Below are 13,147 nucleotides of genomic sequence, written 5' to 3' on the forward strand. Positions count from 1 at the left end.
AGTGTTGATATTGCCAGTTTGTCGGCCCGACGTGGTGCAAGTTGAATCGTAGACAGCAAAACGCCCCGGCATCGGTTGATGGCGGGGCGTTTTGTGGTGTTCTCTGTGGCGAGGGTGTTATGCCGAGTGACGCACCATGTCCACATGTGGAATCCCGGCTTCCAGGAATTCCTCGCTGAGGATGTGAAAACCCAGGCGCTCATAGAACGCCGTGGCCTGCACTTGCGCGCTGAGCATCTGCTGCTTCAGGCCGCGCTCCTCGGCTTCACCGATTACCGCATGCATCAGTGCATCGCCGACCTTCAGGCCGCGCCAGTCCTTGAGCACCGAAACCCGGCCGATGTGGCCATCGGGCAGCAGGCGCGCGGTGCCAATCGGGAAGTCGCCTTCGAAGGCCAGGAAATGCACCGCGGTGGCGTCATCGGCATCCCATTCCAGCTCAGGTGGAACGGATTGCTCGGCGATGAATACCGTCTCACGAATGCGCCGGATCTCGGCGATGTCCTTCTGCCAGTCTGCGACACGTACGTGAATTTTATTCATCAGCAAACCCCAGGCTGCCTTGCTTGATCAATTCGCAGATCAGGCCTCGGCCGTCTTCGTCGCTCAGCCACTCGCCGAGGTTGTCGATGTGCAGCGCGTCAGCGGCGCAAATCATTTTCAGCAGTTCGCGCAACTTGCCCGGCAGGTAACGGCTCTGGCCGCTGGCGAACAGCAGCAGGTCGTCATCGACTTCGGACCAGGCGAGGCGGGCGCTTGGGTTGCGGATCAGGACGGCGCCTTGCTCAAGGCTGGCGAGCAGGTCGTCTTCTTCGATCTCTTCCGGGCCAACCACCAGTTCCGGGTAGCGCGGCTCGGTCATGTACTGGCCAAACCAGGTCAGCAGCAGGCGCTCGTCGCTCATGTGCTCGGCCAGCAGGCTTTTCAGGCGATCAAGGGCGTCGTGCTGGATCTGGTGTGGATCGACCGCAGGCAGGGCGTCGGCGTCGGTGTAACGCTCTTCGTCGGTCAGGAACTGGCTGAGGAAGTCGGTGAAGTGGGTCAGCACTTCAGCGGCGCTCGGCGCACGGAAACCCACCGAGTACGTCATGCAGTCATCGACCGCGACGCCGCAGTGAGCCAGGCGCGGCGGCAGGTACAGCATGTCGCCCGGTTCCAGGACCCACTCTTCGGTGGCTTCGAATTCAGCGAGGATGCGCAGGTCTGCGTGTGGCAGCAACTTGCTTTCGGAGTCGCACATCTGGCCGATTTTCCAGTTGCGCTTGCCGTGGCCTTGCAGCAGGAACACGTCGTAGTTGTCGAAGTGCGGACCGACGCTGCCACCTGGGGCGGCGAAGCTGATCATCACGTCGTCGACGCGCCAGCTCGGCAGAAAGCGGAAGTTTTCCAGCAGTTCGCTGACTTCCGGCACAAACTGATCGACCGCTTGAACCAGCAGGGTCCAGTCACGTTCCGGCAGTTTGCTGAATTCGTCTTCGGCGAACGGGCCGCGGCGCAATTCCCATGGGCGCTCGCCGTTCTCGATCACCAGGCGTGATTCGACTTCTTCTTCCAGTGCCAGGCCGGCCAGTTCGTCGGCGTCGATCGGGCTTTCGAAATCAGGAATCGCCTGGCGGATCAGCAGCGGTTTTTTCTGCCAGTAGTCGCGCAAGAATTCGCGCGCCGTGATGCCGCCCAGAAGTTGAAGAGGAATGTCAGGATTCATGTGTAACCTATTGAAAAAAACTACTTTTTAGACAGGAATAAAAACGCCCGGCGCGGCCGGGCGTCTCAAGCAGGTCCAGCGGTCAATCAGATGCGTTTGGCTTGCTCTACAGCGTTACCGATGTAGTTCGCCGGGGTGAGCAATTTCAGCTCGGCCTTGGCGGCGGCTGGCATGTCCAGGCCGTCGATGAAAGTCTGCAGCGCTTGCGGGCTGATGCCCTTGCCGCGGGTCAGTTCTTTCAGCTTTTCGTACGGGTTTTCGATGTTGTAGCGGCGCATCACGGTCTGGATCGGCTCGGCCAGCACTTCCCAGCAAGCGTCCAGGTCAGCGGCAATCTTCTGCTCGTTGAGCTCAAGCTTGCTGATGCCTTTGAGGCTGGCTTCGTACGCGATCACGCTGTGGGCGAAGCCGACACCGAGGTTGCGCAGCACGGTGGAGTCGGTCAGGTCACGCTGCCAGCGGGAGATTGGCAGTTTGCTCGCCAAGTGCTGGAACAGTGCGTTGGCGATGCCCAGGTTGCCTTCGGAGTTTTCGAAGTCGATCGGGTTGACCTTGTGCGGCATGGTCGACGAACCGATTTCGCCAGCGATAGTGCGCTGTTTGAAATAACCCAGGGAGATGTAGCCCCAGATGTCGCGGTCGAAGTCGATCAGGATGGTGTTGAAGCGCGCGATCGCGTCGAACAGCTCGGCGATGTAGTCGTGCGGCTCGATCTGCGTGGTGTACGGGTTGAAACCCAGGCCCAGCTCGTCTTCGATGAAGGCACGGGCGTTTTCTTCCCAGTCGATCTCAGGGTAGGCCGACAGGTGAGCATTGTAGTTGCCGACAGCGCCGTTGATCTTGCCCAGCAGCGGAACGGCAGCGGCCTGAGCGATTTGACGCTCCAGACGGTAAACCACGTTCGCCAGCTCTTTACCCAAAGTGGTCGGCGAAGCCGGTTGACCGTGGGTGCGCGACAGCATTGGCACGTCGGCAAAACGGATGGCCAGTTCGCGGATGGCTTCGGCGGTCTGGCGCATCAGCGGCAGCATCACATCATCACGGCCTTCGCGCAGCATCAGGGCGTGGGACAGGTTGTTGATGTCCTCGCTGGTGCAGGCAAAGTGGATGAATTCGCTGACGGCAGCCAGTTCCGGCAGCTTGGCCGCTTGCTCTTTGAGCAGGTATTCGATGGCTTTGACGTCGTGGTTGGTGGTGCGCTCGATCTCTTTGACACGCTCGGCGTGCTCCAGAGCGAAGTTTTCCGCCAGGGTGTTCAGCACAGCGTTGGCTTCGGCGGAGAACGCCGGCACTTCGCTGATGCCAGGGTGAGCGGCCAGGCGCTGGAGCCAGCGCACTTCAACCAGAACGCGAGCACGGATCAGGCCGTATTCGCTGAAAATCGGGCGCAGGGCCTGGGTTTTGCCGGCGTAGCGGCCGTCAACAGGGGAAACCGCAGTGAGCGAAGAAAGCTGCATGGGGTGTTCTCGGACAGTCGGGCAACGAAATGGGGCGCGTATCATACATGAAAAAATCCGTCGGTCCGTTGCCAACTGACCGGCGTATTACGCGTAATGCGGAGTAAATAGCTGTCTGCGTGACTTATTCGTTACGCATCAAGGGGTAAAGCTCTTTCAATAATTTGCGACGGCTGATCACCAGCTGCCAGCGATGACCGCCCAACTGCCGCCACAGGCGCGCCGAACGAATCCCGGCCAGCAACAGGGCGCGGATTTTCGAGGCATTGCTCGGCTGCTGCAGGTTGCGCATGTCGCCGTGGACCTGAATCCGTTGGCGCAAGGTGCTCAGGGTGTCCTGGTACAGCGCGCCACACGCGGCGATCACGTTTTCGTGAGCCGGGCCGAAGTGCTCGACCTGGGATTGAATCTGCGGCAAGCGCTTGCCGATCACGTCCAGCATGTCGCCGCGCTTGGCCAGTTGACGTTCGAGCCCGAGCATCGCCAGTGCGTAACGCAAGGGTTCGCGCTGAAGGGCGCTCGGGTCGCGTTCAAGTGCGCCCACCAACGCGCGATAACCTTCGCGCAGGTTGAGGTCGTCACCGCCGTAGACTTCCAGCGTGTCCTTGGGGTCGCGAATCAGCAGGCTGCCGAGCATGCAGGACAGGCCGGCTTCGGTGGTCTGGCCGGTCTTGGCAATCTTGTCGACGAGGACGGCAGCGAAAAACACGCCGCCCAGCGCCGTCAGTTGCTCCTGAGTGGGGCTCATTGTTGCTGGCCTTTGCTGGTCCACGGCTCGGCAATTTCGATCACGCCGCCGCCCAGGCAGATTTCACCGTCGTAAAACACCACGGACTGGCCGGGGGTGACCGCGCGTTGCGGGTCATCGAAGGTGGCGCGGTAGCCGGTAGCGGTTTTCTCCAGCGTGCACGGCTGGTCGCTTTGACGATAGCGGACCTTGGCGGTCAACTTGCGCGGCTCGGTCAGATCAATCGGGTTGACCCAATAGATGTCCGAGGCGAGCAGGGCGCGGGAGAACAGATACGGGTGGTCATTGCCTTGGCCGACGATCAGCTCGTTGTGCTCCAGGTCCTTGATCAGCACGTACCACGGCTCGTCACTGGCGTCTTTCAAGCCGCCGATGCCCAGGCCCTGGCGCTGGCCGATGGTGTGGTACATCAAGCCGTGGTGACGGCCGATCACTTCACCTTCGGTGGTCTTGATCTCGCCGGGTTGCGCCGGCAGGTACTGCTTGAGGAAGTCGCTGAAGCGGCGTTCGCCGATAAAGCAGATACCGGTGGAGTCCTTTTTCTTCGCGGTCGCCAGCTCGTATTTCTCGGCAATCGCGCGGACTTCAGGCTTTTCCAGCTCGCCAACCGGGAACAGGGTCTTGGCGATCTGCTCGCCGCCGACGGCGTGCAGGAAGTAGCTCTGGTCCTTGTTCGCGTCCAGGCCCTTGAGCAGTTCGGTACGACCGTCGATATCGCGACGGCGCACATAGTGGCCGGTAGCAATCAGGTCGGCACCGAGCATCATGGCGTAGTCGAGGAACGCCTTGAACTTGATCTCGCGGTTGCACAGGATGTCCGGGTTCGGCGTGCGACCGGCCTTGTATTCGGCCAGGAAGTGCTCGAACACGTTGTCCCAGTACTCGGCGGCGAAGTTGGCGGTGTGCAGCTTGATACCGATTTTGTCGCACACAGCCTGCGCATCCGCCAGGTCGTCCATGGCGGTGCAGTATTCCGTTCCATCGTCTTCTTCCCAGTTCTTCATGAACAGGCCTTCCACCTCATAACCCTGCTCGATCAGCAGGAGAGCGGAAACGGAAGAGTCCACGCCGCCGGACATGCCGACAATGACGCGCTTCTTTTGTGTGTCAGAAGGGGCTGGATCACGCATAGGGATTCAATGAGTGTCTTGAAAAAGGACGCGATTCTAGCAGGCTGGAGCCCGCAAGGCTAAAGAGAAGGGCGGATCAGTTCGAGACCGAAGTGATTGCCGTCCAGATAATCATCGATACAACGGATGATCAGCTCACTGCGCCAGTTTGCGCGCTGTTCCAGCAATTCGTCACGCGTCAGCCACTTGGCACCGACGATGCCGTCGTCCAGCTGATAATCCGGGTGGTGTTTGAGCGGTTTTGCGATGAAGCAGACCCGTTGGTACGTCACGCCGTTGCTCGGGGCGGTGTACAGGTAAATGCCGACTACACCGGTGGCTTCGACGTCCCAGCCGGTTTCTTCGAGGGTTTCGCGTACCGCGGCTTCGATCAGGGTTTCATTCGGGTCGAGGTGGCCGGCGGGTTGATTGAGCACGACACGGTCGTGCTTGAGCTCTTCGACCATCAGGAAGCGGCCGTTATCTTCGACGATGGTGGCGACGGTGATGTGGGGTTTCCAGTCCATGAAGCTTCCTCGATTCTGAAGTTGGAATAAAAATCAGTGTGGGAGCGAGCCTGCTCGCGAAAGCGGTAGGCCGGTCAATGCAGTGTTGAAGGATATACCGCATTCGCGAGCAGGCTCGCTCCCACAGGATCCGGTTCTGATGGATAAGTGTGTGTTTAGCCCGAAAACAGAAACCCCGGCACTAGGCCGGGGCTTCTTTGCAACCTTACAACCTTAAACCAGCGCAGCAACCGCTGCGTTGAAGGTTGGGCTAGGGCGCATGGCCTTGCTGATCAGCTCGGCATTGGCGTGGTAGTAACCGCCGATGTCCACTGGCTTGCCCTGAACGGCGTTGAGCTCGGCAACGATGGTTGCTTCGTTCTCGGTCAGGGTTTTGGCCAGGGTCGCGAACTGCGCTTGCAGTGCAGCGTCTTCAGTCTGGGCCGCCAGGGCTTGAGCCCAGTACAGCGCCAGGTAGAAGTGGCTGCCGCGGTTGTCGATGTTGCCGACTTTACGCGATGGCGACTTGTTGTTGTCCAGGAACTGGCCGGTGGCCTGATCCAGGGTCTTGGCCAGAACCAGCGCCTTAGGGTTGTTGTAAGTCACGCCCAGGTGCTCAAGGGAAGCGGCCAGGGCCAGGAACTCGCCCAGGGAATCCCAACGCAGGAAGTTCTCTTCCAGCAGCTGTTGAACGTGCTTCGGAGCCGAACCACCGGCGCCGGTTTCGAACAGACCGCCGCCATTCATCAGCGGAACGATCGACAGCATCTTGGCGCTGGTGCCCAGTTCCATGATCGGGAACAGGTCAGTCAGGTAGTCGCGCAATACGTTGCCGGTCACCGAGATGGTGTCCTTGCCTTCGCGAGTGCGTTGCAGGGTGAACTTCATCGCGTCGACAGGTGCCATGATCTGGATGTCCAGGCCGGCCGTGTCGTGATCCTTCAGGTAAGCCTGAACTTTCTCGATCACTACGCCATCGTGGGCGCGCATCGGGTCCAGCCAGAAAATCGCCGGGGTGCTGCTGGCGCGAGCACGGTTGACGGCCAGTTTGACCCAGTCCTGGATCGGCGCGTCTTTGGTCTGGCACATGCGGAAGGTGTCGCCGGCTTCAACCGACTGTTCCAGCAGCGTGCGACCGGCGCTGTCGGAAACCCGAACCACACCGTTGGCCTTGATCTGGAAAGTCTTGTCGTGCGAACCGTACTCTTCGGCTTTCTTCGCCATCAGGCCAACGTTTGGCACGCTGCCCATGGTGGTCGAGTCGAAAGCACCGTTGACTTTGCAGTCTTCGATGACGGCCTGGTAGATGGTTGCGTAGCAGCGATCCGGGATCACAGCCTTGGTGTCGTGCAGCTGGCCGTCGGTGCCCCACATTTTGCCGGAGTCACGGATCATGGCTGGCATCGAGGCGTCGACAATGACGTCGCTCGGCACGTGCAGGTTGGTGATGCCTTTGTCGGAGTTGACCATGGCCAACGACGGACGAACGGCGTAGACCGCCTGGATGTCCGCTTCGATCTGCGCTTGCTGCTCAGCCGGCAGGGCCTTGATGCGAGCGTACAGGTCGCCGATGCCGTTGTTCAGGTTGAAGCCGATCTGCGCCAGCACGTCAGCGTGCTTGGCCAGTGCGTCTTTATAGAACTCGGCAACGATCTGGCCGAACATGATCGGGTCGGAGACCTTCATCATGGTGGCTTTCAGGTGAACCGACAGCAGCACACCCTTGGCTTTGGCGTCTTCGATCTCGGCAGCGATGAAGCTGCGCAGAGCGTTTTTGCTCATGACCGCGCAATCGAGGATCTCACCGGCCTGTACGGTGGTTTTTTCTTTCAGGACGGTGGTGGTGCCGTCTTGAGCGATCAGTTCGATTTTGACGGCGTCAGCGGCTTCGATCAGGGCGGCTTTTTCGCTGCCGTAGAAATCGCCGGCGCTCATGTGCGCAACGTGAGACTTGGAGTCTTTAGCCCAAGCGCCCATTTTGTGCGGATGCTTGCGAGCGTAATTCTTGACCGACAGCGGTGCACGACGATCGGAGTTGCCTTCGCGCAGAACCGGGTTTACGGCGCTGCCCTTGATCTTGTCGTAACGCGACTTGGCGAGCTTGTCGGCGTCGCTGGTCACGGTTTCCGGGTAATCAGGAACGGCGAAGCCCTGGGCTTGCAGTTCTTTGATCGCGGCTTGCAGCTGCGGTACGGAAGCACTGATGTTCGGCAGCTTGATGATGTTGGCTTCAGGCGTAACGGCCAGGTCGCCCAGTTCGGCGAGGTGGTCGGCTACGGCTTTGTCACCCAGTTGCTCGGGGAAGCTGGCCAGAATGCGTCCTGCAAGAGAGATATCGCGGGTTTCAACGGCGATATCAGCCGAGGCGGTGAAGGCCTCTACGATAGGCAACAGTGAATAGGTGGCGAGGGCTGGGGCTTCGTCGGTGAAGGTATAGATGATCTTCGAGCGGGTGGGCATATTCGGATTAACTCTCTCTTCTTTGCTAAAGCGTGCGCAGAAACTCGAGGGGCGCCGGGTAAGCGCGTTCGTTCAAAGTCATCCATGAGCCGAATATCGAGGTTTCGTTGCTGTGATGTTGGGTGCATCAGTAGGGCGTCAAGCATTCGGACTGCGGTAACAGACCGGCTTATAGGGCGGAAAGTCTCATCGTAGAGCCTTTCCACCGTCGTGACCCTTTAGTCAGCGGCGGCATTATACATAGGTAGCTGGCAATCTGCCGATGGTTCATGAGTAAGGAATATCGTCCATTGGTCTAAAGGTCGCAGGGGCAGGTGGGGCGTAGAGTCGTTCGTCGTGCTCGACTTTGGCGCTTTTCCCTTTGCTTTCAGGCTTGTAGGCCGCGAGGAATGCAGCTTTGCGGCAGATGGATGGAACATAGGGTTTGCGCGCCGATTTAACTGGGTTACGCTCGAACGAAGCCAGATGTTCAATCCAAACAATGGAGTTCAGCATGGGATACAAGAAGATTCAGGTTCCAGCAGTCGGCGACAAAATCACCGTCAACGCGGACCATTCTCTCAATGTTCCTAACAACCCGATCATCCCCTTCATCGAAGGCGATGGTATTGGCGTTGATATCAGCCCGGTCATGATCAAGGTTGTCGATGCTGCTGTTAAGAAGGCTTACGGCGGCGAGCGCAAAATTTCCTGGATGGAAGTCTACGCCGGGGAGAAAGCGACTCAGGTTTACGATCAGGACACCTGGCTACCCCAGGAAACCCTGGACGCAGTTAAAGATTACGTGGTTTCCATCAAGGGCCCTCTGACCACCCCGGTCGGCGGCGGCATTCGTTCCCTGAACGTGGCCCTGCGTCAGCAACTCGACCTTTATGTGTGCCTGCGCCCTGTGCGCTGGTTCGAAGGCGTGCCTAGCCCGGTTAAAAAGCCAGGCGATGTCGACATGACGATCTTCCGTGAGAACTCGGAAGATATCTACGCCGGTATCGAGTGGAAAGCCGGTTCGCCGGAAGCGACCAAAGTCATCAAGTTCCTCAAAGATGAAATGGGCGTCACCAAGATCCGTTTCGACGAAAACTGCGGTATCGGCATCAAGCCGGTTTCGCTGCAAGGCACCAAGCGTCTGGCACGCAAGGCCCTGCAGTATGTGGTCGACAACGACCGCGACTCGCTGACCATCGTGCACAAAGGCAACATCATGAAGTTCACCGAAGGTGCCTTCAAGGAATGGGCCTACGAAGTGGCGGCTGAAGAGTTCGGCGCGACCCTGCTCGACGGCGGTCCGTGGATGCAGTTCAAGAACCCGAAAACCGGCAAGAACGTTATCGTCAAGGATGCCATCGCTGACGCCATGCTCCAGCAGATCCTGCTGCGTCCGGCCGAATACGATGTGATCGCGACCCTGAACCTGAACGGCGACTACCTCTCTGACGCCCTGGCGGCGGAAGTGGGCGGTATCGGTATCGCACCGGGTGCCAACCTGTCCGACACCATTGCCATGTTCGAAGCGACCCACGGTACTGCGCCGAAATACGCCGGCAAGGACCAGGTCAACCCGGGCTCGCTGATCCTGTCGGCTGAAATGATGCTGCGTCACATGGGCTGGACCGAAGCGGCCGACCTGATCATCAAGGGCACCAACGGCGCAATTTCCGCCAAGACCGTGACCTATGACTTCGAACGTCTGATGGACGGCGCGAAGCTGGTGTCGTCTTCCGGCTTTGGTGATGCGCTGATCTCGCATATGTAAGCGAAAAGCGGCTGCAACAAAACCGCCCGGCTCGAGTGATCGAGTCGGGCGGTTTTGTTATGACCGGATGCCTTGAATCGTGGGAATCAGCTCACGGCTTTAGCCTGGGAGCTGGTAGCGGCTGCTGCGGCTGCAGCGGCGTCAACGGCCACTTTGTCTGTAATTTTGACGGCGTGCAGCCCTTTGGGCCCCTGAACGATCTCGAAGCTGACGATCTGTCCGGCCTTGAGGGTCTTGTATCCACCCATATCGATGGCCGAATAGTGGGCAAAGAAATCGATTTCCTTGCCATCCTCGTCACGACCTTCTCTGGCGTCGGTGTTAATGAAACCGAATCCCTTGGCGTTGTTGAACCATTTCACCTTGCCGACTGCCATGCTCATATCCCTCTGCAACAGACTCCATCACTGGAGTATCATCCAGTACATCCGCAGTCAGTCTTTATAAATAAGATTGACTCCGCGGACCTTTTTTACCCACTGTGGGCTCTATTGGTTGTAACACCGTTTTCCCGATAGTCAAGGTGACCGGGCGGTCGGTGTTGAAATCGTCCATAGCCGCCCCCACCACTGTATTAGCACAACTGACGAACCTTTCTTTCCATGCATGCAATCAGCCAGATTCGACTAACATTCAATCAGGATCATCCTGATTCACACGACGACGATTCCGCAGGCATTGCTGTTCAGGAGGCAAAGCCTGCTTTACAGGCGCCGCCGATGTACAAGGTGGTTTTGTTCAACGATGACTACACACCGATGGATTTCGTCGTCGAAGTGCTCGAGGTGTTTTTTAACCTGAATCGGGAGCTGGCGACCAAGGTCATGCTGGCCGTCCACACAGAAGGACGGGCAGTATGTGGAGTGTTTACCCGCGACATCGCCGAGACTAAGGCCATGCAGGTCAACCAGTACGCCAGGGAAAGCCAGCATCCGCTACTCTGTGAAATCGAGAAGGACGGTTAATCGCCGACCACTTGGGTATGAGGTGAAGCTATGTTAAACCGCGAGCTCGAAGTCACCCTCAATCTAGCCTTCAAGGAGGCCCGTTCGAAGCGTCATGAATTCATGACCGTCGAACATCTCCTGCTGGCCCTATTGGACAATGAGGCTGCCGCCACTGTTTTGCGTGCGTGCGGCGCAAACCTCGACAAACTCAAGCATGACCTGCAGGAGTTCATCGACTCCACCACGCCATTGATCCCCGTCCATGACGAGGACCGTGAAACCCAGCCAACCCTGGGCTTCCAGCGTGTACTGCAACGTGCTGTGTTCCACGTACAGAGCTCGGGCAAACGCGAAGTGACTGGCGCCAACGTGCTGGTCGCGATCTTCAGTGAGCAAGAGAGTCAGGCAGTGTTCCTGCTGAAACAGCAGAGCGTTGCGCGCATCGATGTCGTCAACTACATCGCCCATGGCATTTCCAAAGTGCCCGGGCATGGCGATCACTCTGAAGGTGAGCAAGATATGCAGGACGACGAGGGCGGTGAGTCTTCATCTTCAGGCAATCCTCTGGATGCTTATGCCAGCAACCTCAACGAACTCGCGCGCCAGGGTCGAATCGATCCATTGGTAGGCCGTGAGCTGGAAGTCGAACGCGTCGCGCAGATCCTGGCGCGCCGTCGTAAAAACAATCCGTTGCTGGTGGGCGAGGCGGGCGTGGGTAAAACCGCGATTGCCGAAGGCCTGGCCAAACGCATTGTCGACAACCAGGTGCCTGACCTGCTGGCCAACAGCGTGGTGTATTCCCTCGACTTGGGCGCCTTGCTGGCCGGGACCAAATACCGTGGTGATTTCGAGAAGCGCTTCAAGGCGCTGCTCAATGAACTGAAAAAACGTCCGCAGGCGATCCTGTTCATCGACGAAATCCACACCATTATCGGTGCGGGTGCTGCGTCCGGTGGCGTCATGGATGCCTCGAACCTGCTCAAGCCGCTGCTGTCCTCGGGTGATATCCGTTGCATCGGTTCGACCACGTTCCAGGAATTCCGCGGGATCTTCGAGAAGGACCGTGCCCTGGCACGACGCTTCCAGAAGGTTGATGTGTCGGAGCCTTCGGTGGAAGACACCATTGGCATCCTGCGCGGCCTGAAAGGGCGTTTCGAAGCGCACCACAACATCGAATACAGTGATGAGGCGCTGCGTGCGGCCGCTGAGCTGGCTTCGCGCTATATCAATGACCGGCACATGCCGGACAAGGCCATCGACGTCATCGACGAGGCGGGCGCCTACCAGCGTCTGCAGCCAATCGAGAAACGTGTGAAACGCATCGAGGTGCCTCAGGTCGAGGACATCGTGGCGAAAATCGCCCGAATTCCGCCCAAGCACGTCACCAGCTCCGACAAAGAGCTGCTGCGTAACCTTGAGCGTGACCTGAAGCTCACCGTATTTGGCCAGGATGCCGCCATCGACTCGTTGTCGACGGCGATCAAACTGTCCCGTGCCGGCCTCAAGTCGCCTGACAAGCCTGTCGGTTCGTTCCTGTTCGCAGGGCCGACCGGTGTCGGTAAAACCGAAGCGGCGCGTCAGTTGGCCAAGGCGTTGGGTATCGAGCTGGTTCGCTTCGACATGTCCGAGTACATGGAGCGCCACACCGTATCGCGTCTGATCGGTGCGCCTCCAGGCTATGTCGGGTTCGATCAGGGCGGCCTGCTGACCGAAGCCATCACCAAGCAGCCTCACTGTGTGCTGTTGCTCGATGAGATCGAGAAGGCGCATCCGGAAGTCTTCAACCTGCTGCTGCAGGTCATGGATCACGGTACGCTGACTGATAACAACGGGCGCAAGGCGGATTTCCGTAACGTGATCGTCATCATGACGACCAACGCCGGTGCCGAAACAGCAGCGCGTGCTTCGATCGGTTTCACCCATCAGGACCACTCGTCCGATGCGATGGAAGTGATCAAGAAGAGCTTCACGCCAGAGTTCCGCAACCGTCTGGACACCATTATCCAGTTTGGTCGCCTCAGTCATGAGGTCATCAAAAGCGTGGTGGACAAGTTCCTTACCGAGCTTCAGGCGCAGCTGGAAGACAAGCGTGTGCAGCTGGAAGTGACGGACGCAGCGCGCGGCTGGCTGGCAGTGGGTGGCTACGACACGGCAATGGGCGCTCGTCCAATGGCGCGTTTGATCCAGGACAAGATCAAGCGTCCACTGGCCGAAGAGATCCTCTTTGGCGAACTGGCGGACCATGGTGGTGTGGTGCATATCGATCTGAAGGACGGCGAGCTGACCTTCGAGTTTGAGACCACGGCTGAAATGGCCTGACGGGTGTTGATCTGTTGTAAAGCGAAAGGCGCCTTCGGGCGCCTTTTTGTTGTCTGTTGGATTGGGTTTATATCCGTTGCTGCGGTAACGGCTGCTTAGGGTTTCGCCCTTACGGCGACTCACTTTTTTTTTCAAACGCCAAAAAA

General features: G+C 58.7%; 11 protein-coding genes. 3 read left to right on the forward strand and 8 right to left on the reverse strand.

The window, feature by feature from the left end; genetic code table 11:
• Positions 1–117: 117 nt before the first annotated feature.
• From AC07N8_RS21245 to AC07N8_RS21275, 7 genes are all read right to left on the reverse strand, one after another.
• Positions 118–543 (reverse strand): GNAT family N-acetyltransferase, encoded by a 426-nt coding sequence (locus AC07N8_RS21245; RefSeq protein WP_483842760.1) that lies wholly within the window; start codon positions 541–543, stop codon positions 118–120.
• Positions 536–1,705, reverse strand: a complete 1,170-nt coding sequence (locus AC07N8_RS21250; RefSeq protein WP_483842761.1) for a ribosomal protein uL16 3-hydroxylase — start codon at positions 1,703–1,705, stop codon at positions 536–538. The genes AC07N8_RS21245 and AC07N8_RS21250 overlap by 8 nt, the downstream gene beginning before the upstream one ends.
• An 86-nt stretch (positions 1,706–1,791) precedes the next feature.
• Positions 1,792–3,162 (reverse strand): adenylosuccinate lyase, encoded by a 1,371-nt coding sequence (purB, locus tag AC07N8_RS21255; RefSeq protein ID WP_493145424.1) that lies wholly within the window; start codon positions 3,160–3,162, stop codon positions 1,792–1,794.
• Between the two features lie 124 nt (positions 3,163–3,286).
• Positions 3,287–3,910: a high frequency lysogenization protein HflD gene (gene hflD / locus AC07N8_RS21260; protein WP_493145426.1), complete on the reverse strand. Its 624-nt coding sequence runs from the start codon at positions 3,908–3,910 to the stop codon at positions 3,287–3,289.
• Positions 3,907–5,040, reverse strand: a complete 1,134-nt coding sequence (mnmA, locus tag AC07N8_RS21265; RefSeq protein WP_007946432.1) for a tRNA 2-thiouridine(34) synthase MnmA — start codon at positions 5,038–5,040, stop codon at positions 3,907–3,909. Before mnmA ends, hflD begins: the two co-directional genes overlap by 4 nt.
• A gap of 59 nt (positions 5,041–5,099) precedes the next feature.
• Positions 5,100–5,546, reverse strand: coding sequence for an NUDIX hydrolase (locus tag AC07N8_RS21270; RefSeq protein WP_493145430.1), 447 nt, complete (start codon positions 5,544–5,546; stop codon positions 5,100–5,102).
• Positions 5,547–5,759: 213 nt separating this feature from the next.
• On the reverse strand, positions 5,760–7,985 hold the full coding sequence (locus AC07N8_RS21275) for an NADP-dependent isocitrate dehydrogenase (RefSeq protein ID WP_493145432.1): 2,226 nt from the start codon (positions 7,983–7,985) through the stop codon (positions 5,760–5,762).
• A gap of 493 nt (positions 7,986–8,478) precedes the next feature.
• Here AC07N8_RS21275 and icd point away from each other — a divergent pair, with 493 nt between their 5' ends.
• Complete coding sequence (gene icd / locus AC07N8_RS21280; RefSeq protein ID WP_027925122.1) at positions 8,479–9,735, forward strand: NADP-dependent isocitrate dehydrogenase; 1,257 nt, start codon at positions 8,479–8,481, stop codon at positions 9,733–9,735.
• 86 nt (positions 9,736–9,821) lie between these two features.
• On the opposite strand, the gene AC07N8_RS21285 is transcribed toward icd, so the two are convergent.
• Complete coding sequence (locus AC07N8_RS21285; protein ID WP_483842764.1) at positions 9,822–10,112, reverse strand: cold shock domain-containing protein; 291 nt, start codon at positions 10,110–10,112, stop codon at positions 9,822–9,824.
• A 225-nt stretch (positions 10,113–10,337) separates the two neighbouring features.
• Here AC07N8_RS21285 and clpS point away from each other — a divergent pair, with 225 nt between their 5' ends.
• Both clpS and clpA read left to right on the forward strand, forming a co-directional pair.
• Entirely contained in the window at positions 10,338–10,700 is a 363-nt protein-coding gene (gene clpS / locus AC07N8_RS21290) for an ATP-dependent Clp protease adapter ClpS (RefSeq protein ID WP_027925124.1), read from the forward strand.
• A gap of 30 nt (positions 10,701–10,730) precedes the next feature.
• Complete coding sequence (gene clpA, locus AC07N8_RS21295) at positions 10,731–13,001, forward strand: ATP-dependent Clp protease ATP-binding subunit ClpA (RefSeq protein WP_027925125.1); 2,271 nt, start codon at positions 10,731–10,733, stop codon at positions 12,999–13,001.
• Positions 13,002–13,147: the final 146 nt, after the last annotated feature.

Source organism: Pseudomonas sp. GW821-FHT10C09 (genome assembly GCF_059415465.1).

Coding starts and splice junctions, on each gene's coding strand:
- AC07N8_RS21250 (WP_483842761.1), bottom strand. CDS start 1,705: ATGAATCCTGACATTCCTCTTCAACTTCTGGGCGGCATCACGGCGCGC.
- clpS (WP_027925124.1), top strand. CDS start 10,338: ATGCATGCAATCAGCCAGATTCGACTAACATTCAATCAGGATCATCCT.
- AC07N8_RS21275 (WP_493145432.1), bottom strand. CDS start 7,985: ATGCCCACCCGCTCGAAGATCATCTATACCTTCACCGACGAAGCCCCA.
- mnmA (WP_007946432.1), bottom strand. CDS start 5,040: ATGCGTGATCCAGCCCCTTCTGACACACAAAAGAAGCGCGTCATTGTC.
- AC07N8_RS21270 (WP_493145430.1), bottom strand. CDS start 5,546: ATGGACTGGAAACCCCACATCACCGTCGCCACCATCGTCGAAGATAAC.
- hflD (WP_493145426.1), bottom strand. CDS start 3,910: ATGAGCCCCACTCAGGAGCAACTGACGGCGCTGGGCGGCGTGTTTTTC.
- icd (WP_027925122.1), top strand. CDS start 8,479: ATGGGATACAAGAAGATTCAGGTTCCAGCAGTCGGCGACAAAATCACC.
- purB (WP_493145424.1), bottom strand. CDS start 3,162: ATGCAGCTTTCTTCGCTCACTGCGGTTTCCCCTGTTGACGGCCGCTAC.
- AC07N8_RS21285 (WP_483842764.1), bottom strand. CDS start 10,112: ATGGCAGTCGGCAAGGTGAAATGGTTCAACAACGCCAAGGGATTCGGT.
- clpA (WP_027925125.1), top strand. CDS start 10,731: ATGTTAAACCGCGAGCTCGAAGTCACCCTCAATCTAGCCTTCAAGGAG.
- AC07N8_RS21245 (WP_483842760.1), bottom strand. CDS start 543: ATGAATAAAATTCACGTACGTGTCGCAGACTGGCAGAAGGACATCGCC.